The organism is Micromonospora sp. SCSIO 07396 (genome assembly GCF_053667945.1).
The window spans coordinates 3,613,664-3,628,879 of sequence record NZ_CM132210.1 but is presented as its reverse complement, the minus strand read 5'-3'; the positions used below and the strand labels follow the sequence as shown (position 1 = coordinate 3,628,879).

The following is a 15,216-nucleotide window of genomic DNA, read 5'->3' as shown; positions in this document are numbered from 1 at the left end:
TTAGCCGTGCGGGCCCCGACCCCGGCCGCCCGAGGCCGCGTTCGTCCTCGATGTGCCCGACGCGGGCCGCACCCTCGTCGCCGCCGGACTCGTCTCACTGCTGACCGAGCCCGCAGGCGGTGTCCGGCGAGGACTCCGCGGCGAGGAGGGCGAGCAGCTTCTCGATGCGTTCCGTGCCCGGCTGGTGGCCGGTCCGGGCGTGCGACCGGGCCGCCAGTCGCGCGCTGCGCCGGGCGGCGGCCACGTCACCGGAGCGGTACTCGGCCGCGGCGCGGGCGGCCAGCGCCCGGCCTTCGAGCAGCAGGTAGCCGCACTGCCGGGTGATGGACAGCGCCGCATGACACCAGGACGGTGCCGAAGCCTCGTCGATCTCGGCGAGGCTGACGGTGACATCAGCCTCGATGTACCGGTCCGCGGTCGAGCGCGCGGTCCGTAGGGCGTCCAACAGGGTGCCGGTCCTGCCCTCGACGACGCCCAGGACGTGCAGAGCGAGCGCTTCGACCCGGGGCTCGACCGGCGCACGCGCCATGTCGAGCGCCTGCCGGGCGAGACCGGCGGCCTGTGGCTGGTCGCCCCGGTCGCAGTGCACCCGGGCCAGCGCGCACAGCGTCGTCGCACGACCCCGGCTGCCCGTCTGCTCATGCAGTTCCAGGGCCTCGGTCAGCGTCCGCAACGCCTCGTCGGACCGGCCGAGAAGGTGATGGACGACGCCCAGGTTGCTCAGGATGAGCGCCCGGCTGGAGGGTGTCCCGCCCTGGTGTGCCAGGGTGAGCGCCGCGTGGTGGTGGTCGGCGGCTTCGCGCAGCCGTCCGAGGTCGGCGCAGACCAGTCCGAGGTTGTTGTGGTTGACGGCGACGCCTGCGGTCCGGCCGTTGCGCCTGTTGAACTCCAGCGCCTGCTCCATGACCCGCAGTGCTTCACCCGGCTGGCCGGTCATCCGATGGACCGGGCCCAGGTTGCCCAGCGCGGCTGCCTCGCCGTCGCGCCATCCCGAACGGTTCGCGCAGCGCAACGCGAGCCGATAGTCGTCGATCGCCTCGGCGAACCGTTCCAGCCGCCAGTGCAGGGCGGCGAGACTGAGCCGGGCCGCCGCCTCGGCCTGTCCGTGCCGGTCGGCCTGAGCGGCGCAGAGACCGGTCTTCGCGACCTCGGACCACTGCGTGGTGTGCATTCCCAGCCACAGGTATCCGCGCAGCGCGTCCGCCAACGACCAGGCGACGGTGTGCAGTTCCTGGTGCGCCGCGTGCCGGGTCACGGCGACGAGGTTGTGCCGGTGCGCGTCGAGCCAGGCGAGGGCGTCGACGTGGGTGGTGAACCGCATCGGTGGGCTGGCGGGCGCGGGTAGCTGGGTGGGCACGCGCAGCACCTGCGGATACAGCCGGTCGGCTGCGGCGGACACGCTGAAGAGGTACCAGGACAGCAGTTCGACGAGTGTCTCCTGATCGTCATCGATCTTCGCCAGTTCGGTCACGTACCGGCCGAGCAGGTCGTGGGTGCCGAAATGACCGGGCGTCCGCTCCTGGGCCAGGTGCGCGTCGGCGATACGGGAGAGCATGTCCGCCGCCTCGTCGACCCCGCACCGCAGCATCGCGGCGGCCGACTCCGCTGTCACGTCGCAGCCGGGCACCAGCCCGAACAGCCGGAAGAGCCGCTGGAGTCGCGGCGGGAGCGTCCGGTAGGAAGCGGCGAACGCCGAACGTACCGCCAGCTGTTCGTCGTCCCGGACGGTCAGCACGGTCAGCGGGTCGCCCGCCCGAAGCCGTGCCAGGTACCCGCTGACCTTCTCGTTGGGCCGGCCGTGCAGGTCCGCTGCGGCGATGCGCAGGGCCAACGGCAGGTGCGCGCAGTCACTGGCCAGTTCCGCGAGGGCGTCCCGCTGCGCGGCGACCCGTTCCGCGCCGACGACGCGGGTCAACAGCTCGGTGGCCTCGTGCGGCGCGAGCACGTCCAGGGACAGCCGCTGCGCGTCGTGCCGGGCGGCCAGCCCACCGAGGCGGTCACGGCTGGTGACGATCACCAGGCAGCCGGCGCCGCCGGGCAGCAGCGGCCGGACGTGTGCGGTGTCGCGGGCGTTGTCGAGCAGGATCAGCATCCGCCGGTCGGCGAGCACGCTGCGGTAGAGATCCGTCGCCTCGTCGACGTCGTCAGGCACCTGGGTGGGCGGCACACCGAGCGCGCGCAGGCAGCGTGACAACGCGTCCAGCGGCGCGACCGCGACGCCGGGCGAGTAGCCGCGTAGGTCCAGGAAGAGCTGACCGTCGTCGAAGAGGGGCCGTACCCGGTGCGCCCACCGGACCGCCAGCGCCGTCTTGCCCACCCCGGCCGTGCCGATGACCGCGACGACCGCCAGTGCGCCGTTGTCCCGGGCCCGGCTCAGCATCGTGTCCAGCGCGGCGAGCGCGTCGCCGCGGCCGGTGAATGTGGCCAGGCCGGCGGGCAGTTGGGCGGGCCGCTGACCGGTTCCGGTCTGGGGGGCCGGTGGCGTGGGCCTGCCCGGCGGGAACTGTTGCCGCAGCACCCGCACGTGGGCCTCCGCGAGCCGCGCGCCCGGCTCGATGCCCAGTTCGTCGGCGAGGAGGCGACGGATCCGCTCGTACACCCGCAGCGCCTCGGCCTGGTGCCCGGACCCGGCCAGTGCTGTCATCAGCCGTACGGCGAGACCCTCGTGCCACGGGTTCGCGGTGACCAGCTCGCGCAACGGCGCCACCGCGGCGGCGTGCCTACCGAGCGCGAACTCGGCGTCGAACAGGTCCTCGGACGCGGCCAGCCGTTTGTCGTGCAGGCCGGCGGCGGCGGCCGGTACGAACGCGGCGGACGCGCCCGCGAGTGCCGGGCCACGCCACAACGCCAACGCCTGGCGTAACAGGGTGGTGGCCCGATCGTGCCGGCCGGAGTCGGCGTACCGACGCGCGGTCTCGGCAAGCCCGGCGAAGACCGCCACGTCCAGGTCGTCGCCGGCCAGTTCAAGCCGGTATCCCCCGGAGTCCGAGTAGATTGTCTCGGGTATGCCGGCCGCGCGGGTCAGCCGGCGTAACCGGGAGACGCAGACCTGGACCTGTGCCCGTGCGCGGGTGGGCAGAGCTCCGCCCCACAGCGCCTCGGCCAGCTGTTCCGCCGACACCACCACGTTGGCGTTGAGCAACAGGTACGCCAGTACGGCGCGTTGTTGGGGTCGTCCCAGCGGCACTCGCTCGCCCCGCACCACGGCCTCGACCGGGCCGAGCAAGCGCCATGTCATCCAGCCCCCACATCGACGTATCGATAGTGATTCTAGGCGTTGCGGCCAGGGCGGCTATCGGACGGCTAGCCGATGGCAAGCCGGGCCGCGCAGCCTGATGGAGCCGGGCGGACGGCCCGGAACATGAGGTGAAGGAGCTTCAATGAGACGAAGAATCCGTGCGGCTCTCCTCGCGGTGACGACGCTGGGCATGGTCGTCGCGTCGGTCGGGGTCGCACAGGCCGGCGAATCGGCGCAGCCGCCGCAGTCGTCCCAGTCGTCGCTGCGCGACGCACGGGCCGCCGCAGCGGCGTCGAACGGACTGGGCCCCGCCGCGAAGGGCGGGATCGGCACCGCCGCCGCGTGGTTCACCGGCACCGTCGCGGCCGGCGGCACTCAGGGCTGGACCTGGACCAACGCCCCGGCCGACGCCGCCTACGTGGTCGGCTACAACCCGGCGGGCGCCACCACGTCGGCCACCTGCCAGTTCGAGACGATCAGCAGCCGGTACGTCCAGCTGTCCAGTGGGGAGCGGCAGTTCCAGTTCACCCTGAAGAACGTCGGCTCGATCGCCTGTGGCGCGACGGTGCAACTGGCGGCGGTGACCAGTTCGTCCCTGGTCTCGACCGGTGGCGTCAATCCGGGTGGCACCCAGACGTACCTGTGGAACGTCCCCTGGAACACCATCTGGGTGGCCGGTCTCAACCCGAACGGGGCCACCAGCTCGGCGGCCTGCCAGTTCCAGGTGACCCGCATCTGGACCGTGCAGCCGGGCAGCTCGCTCCGGCAGATCTGGGTGGAGGTCAAGAACGTCGGGACCATCACCTGCCAGGCCGACGTCCGGCTCGGCTCCACCACCATCGGGTCGCAGTTCTCCATGGCGACCGTGAGCCCCGGCGGCACCTGGTCCACCACCTGGAACAACGCGAATCCCGTCAGCTCGGCCTACGTGATCGGCCCGTCGCCCCAGGGCAGTGCCCCTACCTACTGTCAGTTCGAGGTCACGCGCGTGGTCTACGTCCAGCGCATCAACAGTGACGGATCCTCCCAGCGTCAGCTCGCGATGTGGTTCAAGAACCTCAGCACGCTCTCCTGTGGAGGAATCGCCTACCTGCAAACCATCGCGGCCTGATCCCGCACCCGTCCCTGCGGTCACCGCGCGACGACCACCGTCGTCGCGCGGTGACCGCGCCCCTTTCCGTCACCACTCGTGCCCGGGCTCCGGGCGGACCACTCCGCCGGGGGCATCGGCCCGGGTCCGTCACCGCACGCACCTGGTCGGCGGTGGCTGCCCACCTGACACCTAGCGGCGCAGCCAGGCCCGGACCGCGCTGTCGGCACCGACGATCAGGTAGTCGGCGCGGCGGTCACCGTTGACGTCGGCCAGGCGGACCTGGTCGCCGGAGGCACCGATGCCGGTGGCGATCTCCCCCGCGAGGGTCCACCCGCCGGCGGGATCGTTCAGCCAGGCCCGCACCCGGCCCGCATCGTCGACGGCCAGGTAGTCGGCGCGGCGGTCACCGTTGACGTCGGCGAAGCGGACCTCGGCATCCGTGACCCCCACCCCGGTGGCGATCAGGCCCAGATCGCCCCAGGGCGCCCCGGAGCCGCCGCGGTTGTTGTGCCAGGCCCGAACCCGGCCTGCGGCATCGACCACCAGGTAGTCGGCCTTGCGGTCACCGTCCACGTCGGCGAAGCGCACCTGCGAACCGGCGACGCCCACCCCGGCCGCGATCTCGCCCACGGAGTTCCAGACCCACCGGCCGTTGCCGTCCTTCCCGCCGTTGAGCCAGGCCCGGACCCGGCTGGAGTCGTCCACGACCAGGTAGTCGACGCGGCCGTCACCGTTGATGTCGGCCAGCCGTACCCGGTCACCGGTCGACCCCACCCCGGGTGCCGCGATGCCCTGGTAGACCCAGCCCCAGTTCTGGTCGCCGTCCCGGCCGGCGTTCAGCCACGCCGCGATCCGGCCGGTCTCGTTCACCACCAGGTAGTCCTCGCGGGCGTCCCCGTCCAGGTCGGCGAACCGTACCTGGGCCCCGGGCACGCCGGCACCGGGCGCGACCGTTCCCTGCCACGCCCACCGGTCGACACCGCTGAACCGGTCGTTGAACCAGGCGGTGATCATGCCGTTCTCCCGGATCGTCAGGTAATCGGCCCGGCCGTCCCCGTTGATCTCGGCCATGGCGACCCCGGACCGGGCCACCCCGACACCGGAGGCGATCTCACCCTGGTACTTCCACCCGCCGACGCGGGTGGCGAAGTCGTTGAGCCAGGCCTTGATCCGACCGGCGTCGTCGATGAAGAGGTAGTCGTCGCGGCCGTCGGCGTCGAGGTCCTTGAGCACCAGCCCGTCCCGGGTGACTCCGGCGGCGGTGGCGACCTGTCCCTGACCGATCCAGGCCGACCCCGTGCCGCCCCGGTTGTTGAGCCAGGCAGTGACCGTGCCTTGGTCGTCGACCACGAGGTAGTCGTCGCGGCCGTCGCCGTCCAGGTCGGCGAACCGCACCCGGTCCCGGGTGGCGCCGACACCGGTGGCGACGACGCCCGCCCCGATCCAGCGTGAGCCGGTGCCGGGCTGGTAGTCGTTGATCCACGCGCTGACCCGCCCGGCGTCGTCGACCACCAGGTAGTCGGCCTTGTGGTCGCCGTTGAGGTCGGCGAAGCGCACCTGGTCGCGTGTCGCGCCCACTCCCGAGGCGACGACGCCGGCGTACTTCCAGCCCCATCCGTTCGGTCCCGGAGCGTTCAGCCAGCCCGAGACCTGGCCGCCGGCGTCGACCACGAGGTAGTCGTCGCGGCCGTCCCCGTCCAGGTCGGCCAGCCGGACGTGGTCCCGGCTCGCCCCGACGCCGGAGGCCACCACGCCGGCCCAGTTCCAGCCGTCGTCGCCACCATCGCCCGGCGACGGCGTCTCGGCGGCACACGCCTTGGCGGTGCCGGACACCGTGGCCGGCGGGGCGATCCAGTGCTCGTGTAGCGCGTCAACGATCGCCGCCCGCCACGCGGCGGCCATCTTGCCGAACCCGGCGGCGTTCGGGTGGAGGTTGTCGGTCATGTCGGCCGCGGTGACGGCGGACATGTCGACCGTGCGTACGTACCTGCCCTGCGCGCGCAGGTTCGCGACGATCCCCGGGATCTGCCGGTTGTAGTCCTGCACCCGCGCGTTGACGGCCGGATCGTTGGACAGGATCAGGGTCGCCACCAGCACGGTGGTCTCCGGGGCCTGGTCGAGCACGTCCTCGATCAGCGCGCGCAGGCGCTTCGGGGCACCCTCGGCGCCCTCGGAGCTGCGCATGTCGTTGGTGCCGATGTGCAGGGTCACCACGTTCGGGCGGTAGGACGGGATGGAACAGCTCGTCGCCAGCTTGTCGATCTGGTCGATCCGCCAGCCGGGGTGACCCTCGTGGTCGGGGTCGGCGAAGTCGCCCTGGCGCATGGAGCCGACGAAGTCGAGCGATGTCGTCACCGACTGCAGGGAGTCGAACAGTTCGCGCCGGTACCCGTTGTTTCCCGCCGCGCCGACGCCGTAGGTGATGGAGTCGCCCAGCGGCATCAGCCGCAGGTCGGTGCTGGGATTGGAGCGTGGCGGCAGCCGGGTAGGGCGCGGCGACGGGTCACGGTCCGGCGGCGTCGTCGGACCGGGTCCCGGGGCCGGGCTCCGCGGACCGATGCGCCAGCGTTGGGAGTGGCTGTCGTCGCAGACGGCGGCGATAGCCGGGGCCTCGGCCCGGTCCGAGGCCTCCAGGCACAGGTGGGTGGCCTCGTTGCGGAACGTCACCTCGGTCGGGAGGTTCGGGTCGTCCGGTTGGGAGTCGGCGATGTACTCCACCCGCCAGCGGTGCCCCTCGCCATCGTTGGTGGATCCCGGGTCGTCGCAGCGGTAGACCACCGCCTGCTTGGGCTGCGCGTCGTCGTCGCTGCGGTAGACGTCGAGGCAGTCCTCGGTGGCGTGCTCGGGCCGCAGCCGGACGAGGTTGTCCCCCTGGTCCACGGTTTCGAGCCGCCAGCGCTGGTTGCTGACGTCCCGGGGCGGATAGGTGATCACGGGGGAGTCGTCCCCCGACAGCCCTCGGAAGACGTCGAGGTAGCTGCCGGAGGTGACGGACTGGATGGTCTGGTTGGTGACCGTCGTCTCCCACTGGCTCTCGGGGATGCGGGCGGTGACCTCCCAGATCCGCTGCGGCCTCTTGTCCGGGTCGCAGTACTCGGTGACCATCGGCTGACCGTCGAGCTCGGGCATGCTCAGGCAGGCGTCCGGGTAGGAGACGTTGCGCCACATGGCCGGGCCGCCCTCCGCCGGCGGGTCCTCGATCGCCCACCGGGCCCCCGGGTCGTCGCAGTCCACCGGCAGCACCGGGTTCAAAGTCCGGTCCTCCAGCGGCTTCGCCATGCCCACGCACTGTTTCGTGCGGCGGTTGCGCAGGACGTTCCAGAAGTCCTCGGCGAGCAGGTGCTCGAACACCTGGTTCTCGTTGTTCTGCCGCCGGTAGGCGACGAAGGTGCCGTTGGCGGTCTGATCCAGGAACTCGCCGTGATCACTACGGATCAGCACCGGGTTGACGTGGATCGGCCGGACCGGTGCCGGCGGGATGGGTACCGTGTTGTAGAAGACCGGGCGGTGGTCCGACCGCGGTGTTTCGGGCGACCAGGCGACGAAGAGCAGGCCGGGAACGTTGCTGACCGCGAAGTCGAGTTCGCTCCGGCTACCCGTGCCGGAGTCGACGTGGGTCCACTGTCCGGTGCGGAAGAGGTTCTCGTTCGGCTCGAGGTGCAGGCTCAGGTCCCGCGCCTCCTGGGTGGTGCGGTTGATGATGTTGACGTTGTAGTCACCGGCCATCACGAAAGACTGCCCGGGCCCCATTCGGGCCCGCGCCCGGGCCAGCAGGTCCTGCACGTCACTGCCGCGCGCGTGGACGTTGAAGTACCAGACGTTGCCGAACCGGAGCCCCAGCAGCGGCCGGAAGCGGTAGGCGTTCGGGTCGCCGGTAACAGGGTCCGCCCGGAAGCGGGGGTTCTCGACGACCATCACGTCGTCGGCGGGCTGGTCGGTGATCGTGACGAGGTTGACCCGGCCGCCCTCCCAGAGCATCACGTTGGTGTGTTCGATCCATTGGGGGTCGGTCTGGAAGAAGTAGACGTGGTGGAGGGGGCCGCGTGAGGAGCCCTGCGGGGCCCACCGGGAGTGCTGTACGTACTGGACGCCGCGGGGCACGCTCGGCCGTCGGATCGCTATGTCCTCCACTTCCCCGTTGAAGGGAACGGGGAGACTCGGGCCGGCCTCCTGGATCATGACCACCGGGAAGCGGGCCGCCATGTCGGCGACCTGGTGGCGCCACCGGTTGCCGTTGTCGCTGCCCTGCATGTTGTAGCTGACGAAGGGCGACAGGCCGTTGGGGTCGACGGCGTGTGCCGGCGCGCCACCGCCGATCGTCACGGCGAGGCCGGCCAGCAGGGCGGCGACCAGACCGCCCGCCAGACTACGACGGGAGGACCCGTTCCGCCGGCCGGTTCGGGTCGATACCGATGGATGCTGGGACGACGACATGGACGCCTCCGCCTGCCGGGCCGGTCACGGACGGCCACCCGCTCGGCGCTCCTGCGCCGTCAGCGGGGAAGGCGGACGGCGTAGGGCCGGCGCGGTTCCCTGCCGCCGGAGAGCGTATCGCCCGTCGGGTGGTCAAGCTGACCCGCAAAGCCCGGCTCCGTGGTTGAAACGGACCACGGCGACCGGGCCGTCCGCAGGTCCCGTCGTCGGGGTTGGCCGGGAGCCGGTAAGGCTACGCTGCAACGAACGTGATTTCGATGAACCCGAACCTCACTCGATGACGCGAGGCCGAGAGCGAAGCGGGGACCGTCGTTGCCATCCCGGCCGGTGCGGCTTTGCCACAATGGACGGAGCGCTAACTACTCCGAAGGGACCCCGGTGAAACGGCGACTTCTGTCCGTACTGACGATCGCGGCTGTCAGCCTCACCGGCGTGGCCGTGGTGGCCGCGCCGGCCCATGCCAGCGACGCGCCCGGCTTCGTCTGCAACCTGACGCAGAACACCTGGCTGCGGGCCGCACCGCACGGCTACGTCCTGCGTACCCTGACCGCCGGTCGAGGGTTCCGCGCGCACGCGGGCTGGGGCGAGGACAACGACAACTGGGTCTACGGCCACGGCGCCGAGGACCCGTCGCTGGACGGCTGGGTCCCGCTGGGCAACACCACCTGCTGAACGGCCACGATCGGGCGGATCGTCCAGGAACAGCCGGTTGGATGCCCGCAGTTGCGGGTCGAGCCGCCCGGCGGAGTCGATGACGAGCTCGATGGTCACGACCTGGGACGGCCCCGGGACGGGTTGACCACGAAGCCGCACCCCGCCTGTGAACAGGGCCGCAGGCCGTTGCCAACGGTGCTCACCCTCGGACAACGCGGGGACAGCCCTTTCCGCAAGACAGCACTGACGAGGACAGTGTGACCCTTGCCTCACCATCGATCAGTCCCTATGGTTGATGGAAAGCGCTTTCCCGTCCCCGTGCTCATGCTCGAAAGGGTGAACCCAGATGAGACGCAAAGTCGCCTCGCGGTGGCTGGCCGGTGGTGCCACCGTGGTCGCAGGTGCCGTCGTCGCCCTGGCGCTGCAGATCCCCAGCGCCTCGGCCGGCACCAACCTGAGCCTCGGTGCCGGCGCCGACGGCTCCAGCAAAGCCAGCGGTACCAGCTACGGCAACGTGATCGACGGCAACGCCAGCACCTACTGGTCGCCGGCCGGCTCGACCGGCACGGTCTCGGTCAAGTGGGACAGATCCACCACCGTGTCCTCGGCCGTCATCGTGCAGGCATCGGGCGGCGGATCGATCAGCGGCTGGCAGCTCAAGAACTATGACACGGGCGCCGTCCTGGCCAGCGGCAGCAGCGCCCCGGGCACCGTCAACTTCTCCTCGACGTCGCTGAAGAAGATCTCCTTCGTCATCACCGGCGCGTCCGGCACCCCGCGGATCGCCGAGTTCGAGACGTACGCAAGCGGCGGGTCGAACCCGACCACCAGCCCGACCTCTGGCCCCACCAGCGGTCCGACGGCCAGCCCGACCAGCAACCCGGGTACGCCGACCGGCGCATGGCCGTCGTCGGCCGGCTCGGTGAGCATCTCCGGCACGGTCAACGTCTCCGGCACCTTCGACGGCGGGATGAAGACCTACTGCTGCATCGGCGACGGTGGGCAGAGCGAGTCGCAGGACCCGATGTTCAAGATCGCCAACGGCGGCACGCTGCAGAACGTCATTCTCGGCTCGCCCGCCGGCGACGGCGTGCACTGCGAAGGCACCTGCACCCTGCGCAACGTGTGGTGGAACGACATCGGTGAGGACGCCGCCACCTTCAAGCAGACCAACGGCGGCACCTCGTACGTCATCGGTGGCGGCGCGCGCAGCGGCAGCGACAAGACCTTCCAGCACAACGGCAACGGCACGGTCAACATCTCCGGCTTCTACCTGAAGGGGTCCGGCAAGCTGTACCGCGGCTGCGGCAACTGCACCACCTCGTACACCCGGCACGTGCGCATCGACAACGTCCTGGTCGACGACATCGACATGCTCGCCGGCATCAACAGCAACTGGAACGACACCGCGACCATCACCCGCGTGGTGGTGATCGGCTCGGCCACCATCTGCGGCAAGTACAAGGGTGTGCCCAAGGGCAGCGAACCCAGCTACCTCGGTGAGGGCTGGAACGACGCCAACTGCAAGGTCAACAGGAGTGATGTCATCTTCCGGTAGTCACCCCGGATGCGCTGCGGCGAAGAGGGGCACCCGCCACCCGGGCGGGTGCCCCTCCCGGGGCGTGGTGGGTGCACGGGTGCCGGCCTGCACGCCTGCGACCGTCAGGTCAGCAGCGGCAGCGCCCGCTGGCGGACGTCGACGTAGCGCTCGTACACCCCGGGGGTGCCGGCAGCGGTGATCTCCTCGGCCGCGACCGGCCACGGCGGCGGCTCGGCGTCGCCGGACAGCGCCCAGGCCGCCTGCCGCGCCGCGCCGAGCGCCACGTACTCGGCGGGGCGCGGCACGCTCACCGGCGCGCCGAACAGCGCCGGCGCGACCGCCCGCACCGCGCGGGACCGGGCCGCGCCGCCGATCAGCAACACCCGGTCGATCGGCACCTCCTGGGCGCGCAGCGCGTGCAGGGCGTCGGCGATGCCGCCGAGCATGCCCTCCACCGCGGCCCGCGCCAGGTTCGCCGCCGACGCGTTCGCCCGGGTCAGGCCGGCGAGCACACCGCGCGCGTCCGGCAGGTTGGGGGTGCGTTCCCCGTCCAGGTACGGCAGCAGCGTCAACCCGCCCGCGCCGGGGTGCGCCGCGAGCGCCAGGTCGTCCAGCTCGGCCAGGGACCGGCCGAGCAGGTCGGCGACGGTAACGAGCACCCGGGCCGCGTTGAGCGTGCACACCAGTGGCAGGAACCGGCCGGTCGCATCGGCGTACCCGGCCACCAGGCCGCTGGCGTCGGCGGTCGGCACGTCACCGAGCCCGTACACACACCCCGAGGTGCCCAGCGAGACCGCCACGTCACCCGGCCGCAGACCGACGCCGAGCGCCCCGCCCATCGTGTCGCCGGTGCCCGCCGAGAGCAGCGCGCCGGCGGCGGTCTCCCCGACCACCTCGGCCGGGCCGGCGACCCGGGGGAGTGCCACGTCCCGGCCGAAGGCCAGCCGTACCAGGTCGTGCCGCCAGGTGCTGGCGGCCGGTGACCAGTAGCCGGTGCCGGACGCCTCGCCCCGGTCGGTGGTCGGCGCGCCGCCGTCCGCGCGCAGCCGGTGGGTGAGCCAGTCGTGCGGCAGCAGCACCGTGGCGGTGCGGTCGGCGAGGTCGGGCTCGGCGCGGGCGAACCAGCGCAGCTTGGTGACGGTGAAGCTGGCCACCGGCACCAGCCCGACCGCGTCGGCCCACGCCTTCGGGCCGCCGAACTCGGCGGTCAGGTCGACGGCGTCGCCCGCCGAGCGGGTGTCGTTCCAGAGGATGGCGGGCCGCACCACCTCGCCGGCCTCGTCGAGACAGACCATGCCCTGCTGCTGCCCGGCGACGCCGATCGCGGCCACGCCGTCCAGCAGGCCGGCGCTGGCCTGCTGGTAGGCGGCCCACCACGACCGTGGATCGACCTCGGTGCCGTCGGGGTGCGGGGCGCGGCCCGTGCGGAGCACCTCGCCGGTCTCGGCGTCGCAGACCACGACCTTGGTCGACTGGGTCGACGAATCGACCCCGGCGACGAGGGTTCTCCCGCCAGCCATGGCGATGCCTCCGTAGCTCGGTGGGCCCCGACTCTACGTCCAGCGGAGTGATTAGTTCAATGGCCTTACATAATTCGACGTCGCTGTTGCCGTCGTCGTGCCGAGCGGGCAGCCGGAGGCCGTCAGCGTCGTCGGGGGTTCCGACGAACTCGATGGTCGTTCTGGCGTTCCGGGCCGTACCGCTCGACGAGCACGGTGCCGATCGCGGCCAGGTGGTCCAGCACCCCCGCCGGGCCGGTCACCTCCAGGTAGTCGACCAGCCCGGCAAGCTCACCGGCGAGTTTGCGTTCGTCGTTGCCCCGGATCACGACCTCGACGCGGCCGTCGGTCGTGGCACCTCCCACGTCGAGCCGGGTGCCGAACCCCAGCCGGAGCACGCCGATCCCGTGGGGCGCGCACCTCGCGTACGCCTCGACGGGTGTTCGCCTGCGTTCGACCTCGTCGGCGATCTCGCGCCAACTGCGGGCAAGGTCGAAGTCCCCGGGCCGGTGAACGGGATCGGCGGTCGGGCCGACGGACGACACGCGGTCGATCCGGAAGGTCCGCCGGCCGGCCTCCGTGCCGGCGACGAGATACCACGACGGGCCCTTGGCGACGACGCCCAGCGGGTGGACGGTCCGTCCGGTGGCGGTGCCGTCGCGGTCGACGTAGCCGAGCCGGACCTGAACGCCGCGGATCACCGCATCCTGGAGTTCGTCGAGGAAGCGCGGCGGTCGGGGCTCGACCCGGCTCGACCCCCATCGATGCGGGTCCGTGACGAGCGACGACGACGCCGTTTCGGCCTGCGCCCGCAACGGCTCCGGCAGGGCGTGGACGAGCTTGCGTAGGGCCGCTTTCACCGTCGGCGTGACGGCCGAGGCCGGACCGGCGACCAGGAACAGGGCGCGGGCCTCACCCGCGGTCAACCCGGACAGGTCGGTGCGGGCGCCACCCACGAGCCGCCAGCCGCCGCCCCGACCCTGCACGGAGTACACCGGCACGCCGGCCATACCCAGGGCGTCGAGGTCACGGCGGGCGGTGCGTTCGGAGACCTCCAACTCCCGGGCGACCTCCGCCGCGGTCACCTGTTCGCGCTGTTGCAGCAGAAGGAGGATCGCCACCAACCGGTCGGCTCGCACCCGGACAACCCTGCCACGGAAACCGGTCAGGAGGTGACCGGTATCGGTCGCCAGGATGCCGGCATGACAATCGAATTTCCCGAGCCCACCCGCGTTGCCGTCAACGGTGTGGAACTCGAAGTCTTCGAAGCCGGCCGGCAGAACGCGGGGAACCCCGTCGTGCTTTGTCACGGCTGGCCGGAGCACGCCTTCTCCTGGCGCAACCAGGTGCCGGCCCTCGCTGCGGCGGGCTACCACGTCATCGTCCCGAACCAGCGGGGCTACGGCAATTCGTCCCGTCCCGCCGACGTGACGGCCTACGACATCACGCACCTGTCGGGTGACCTCGTCGCCCTGCTCGATCACTACGGCTACGAGGATGCCACCTTCGTCGGCCACGACTGGGGCGCGTTCGTCGTCTGGGGTCTGGCCCTGCTGCACCCGGACCGGGTCAACGGCGTGGTGGCGCTGAGCGTGCCCTACCAGGAACGTGGAGAAACGCCGTGGATCGAGGCCATGGAGGCCGGGCTCGGGGGCGACTTCTACTTCGTGCACTTCAACCGGCAGCCGGGCGTCGCGGACGCCGTGTTCGCGGAGAACCCGTTCCGGTTCCTGCGGAACCTGTACCGGAAGAACCTGCCTCCCGTAGCGCCGCAGCCGGGCAACGCGCTGATCAACCTCGCCCGGATGGAAACCCCACCGGGGGAGCCCGTGATGAGTGACAGCGAACTGGCCGTCTTCGTCTCCGCCTTCGCGTCGACAGGCTTCACGGGCGGAATCAACTGGTACCGGAACCTGGACCGCAACTGGCGGTTGCTGGCGGACGTGGACCCTGTCATCCGACAGCCCGCCCTCATGATTTACGGCGATCGCGACCCGGTCGCGAGGGCGGAAAGGCTGACGACTTTCGTGCCGAACGTGGACGTGGTCAGTCTGGATTGCGGTCACTGGATCCAGCAGGAAAAGCCGCAGGAGACGACCGAGGTGATTCTGACGTGGCTGGACCAGCGCAGCAGCACGCCTTAGGCGGTGCCGCTTCGCGTTCTTCAACTGCCCGTCAGTGCGTTGCGCAGATGCCGTACGGCGTAGTGGGCGCGCGATTTGACGGTGCCGGCAGGAATGTCGAGCAGGGTGGCCACCTCGTCGACGGAGAGTCCTCTGACGTACAGCTGCAGCAGGACCGACCGGTGTGCATCGCCGAGTTCGCCGATGGCGCGTCGCAGGGTGAGCGCGGCGACCGCCGTGTCCGCCGTGGCGTGGGGCGAGGGGGGCAGGTCCAACTCGGCGAGGTCGACCTCGACCGGCCGCCGCTGCCGTTTGCGGTACGCGTCGACCGCGAGGTGTCGGGCGACGGTGAACAGCCAGCGCCGCTGCGGCTCCCCGCCTGCGGGGAGCCGCTCCCGGCTGCGCCAGGCCCTCAGCATCGTCTCCTGTAGCAGATCCTCGGCGGTGCAGGGAGAGCCCGGTGGCGTCAGCCGCCGGAGGTAGTGCAACAGCGCGCCGCCGTTGTCGCGGTGGAGTTCCCGCATGTGGGCGTCGACGGCGGTGGTTGTCGGCATCGTATTTCCCCTCGTTGTCCAGCGCGGTGCCGAGAGCGTAGGGGGCCGCCGGTAAATTCCTACTCCATTGCCAGTTAATTA

At 71.4% G+C, this 15,216-nt stretch carries 9 protein-coding genes; 4 read left to right on the top strand and 5 right to left on the bottom strand.

Going from position 1 to position 15,216, the window contains the following annotated elements; all coding sequences use genetic code 11:
• Positions 1-94: 94 nt before the first annotated feature.
• Complete coding sequence (locus ACWCHM_RS15640; protein WP_454222900.1) at positions 95-3,238, bottom strand: BTAD domain-containing putative transcriptional regulator; 3,144 nt, start codon at positions 3,236-3,238, stop codon at positions 95-97.
• Positions 3,239-3,380: 142 nt separating this feature from the next.
• Here ACWCHM_RS15640 and ACWCHM_RS15635 point away from each other — a divergent pair, with 142 nt between their 5' ends.
• On the top strand, positions 3,381-4,349 hold the full coding sequence (locus tag ACWCHM_RS15635; protein WP_454222898.1) for a hypothetical protein: 969 nt from the start codon (positions 3,381-3,383) through the stop codon (positions 4,347-4,349).
• Between the two features lie 171 nt (positions 4,350-4,520).
• Here the strand turns inward: ACWCHM_RS15635 and ACWCHM_RS15630 are convergent, their stop codons facing one another.
• Complete coding sequence (locus ACWCHM_RS15630) at positions 4,521-8,765, bottom strand: FG-GAP-like repeat-containing protein (protein WP_454222896.1); 4,245 nt, start codon at positions 8,763-8,765, stop codon at positions 4,521-4,523.
• A gap of 378 nt (positions 8,766-9,143) precedes the next feature.
• Between ACWCHM_RS15630 and ACWCHM_RS15625 the strand changes: the two genes are divergently transcribed.
• A complete protein-coding gene (locus ACWCHM_RS15625) occupies positions 9,144-9,437 on the top strand; it encodes a hypothetical protein (RefSeq protein ID WP_204960859.1) in 294 nt (97 codons plus the stop codon).
• A 328-nt stretch (positions 9,438-9,765) separates the two neighbouring features.
• Complete coding sequence (locus tag ACWCHM_RS15620; RefSeq protein WP_454222894.1) at positions 9,766-10,977, top strand: pectate lyase; 1,212 nt, start codon at positions 9,766-9,768, stop codon at positions 10,975-10,977.
• A 104-nt stretch (positions 10,978-11,081) separates the two neighbouring features.
• Here the strand turns inward: ACWCHM_RS15620 and xylB are convergent, their stop codons facing one another.
• The gene (gene xylB, locus ACWCHM_RS15615) at positions 11,082-12,479 is read right to left on the bottom strand and encodes a xylulokinase (RefSeq protein ID WP_454222893.1); all 1,398 of its coding nucleotides are present in this window, start codon (positions 12,477-12,479) and stop codon (positions 11,082-11,084) included.
• A 122-nt stretch (positions 12,480-12,601) separates the two neighbouring features.
• The gene (locus ACWCHM_RS15610; protein WP_454222892.1) at positions 12,602-13,579 is read right to left on the bottom strand and encodes a helix-turn-helix transcriptional regulator; all 978 of its coding nucleotides are present in this window, start codon (positions 13,577-13,579) and stop codon (positions 12,602-12,604) included.
• Between ACWCHM_RS15610 and ACWCHM_RS15605 the strand changes: the two genes are divergently transcribed.
• On the top strand, positions 13,556-14,602 hold the full coding sequence (locus ACWCHM_RS15605; protein ID WP_454222891.1) for an alpha/beta fold hydrolase: 1,047 nt from the start codon (positions 13,556-13,558) through the stop codon (positions 14,600-14,602). The two genes, ACWCHM_RS15610 and ACWCHM_RS15605, sit on opposite strands and share 24 nt — an antisense overlap.
• A 20-nt stretch (positions 14,603-14,622) precedes the next feature.
• Here ACWCHM_RS15605 and ACWCHM_RS15600 read toward each other — a convergent pair whose 3' ends face one another.
• Positions 14,623-15,135 carry a sigma-70 family RNA polymerase sigma factor gene (locus ACWCHM_RS15600; RefSeq protein WP_281898588.1) on the bottom strand — a complete coding sequence of 171 codons (513 nt, stop codon included), beginning with the start codon at positions 15,133-15,135 and terminating at the stop codon, positions 14,623-14,625.
• Positions 15,136-15,216: the final 81 nt, after the last annotated feature.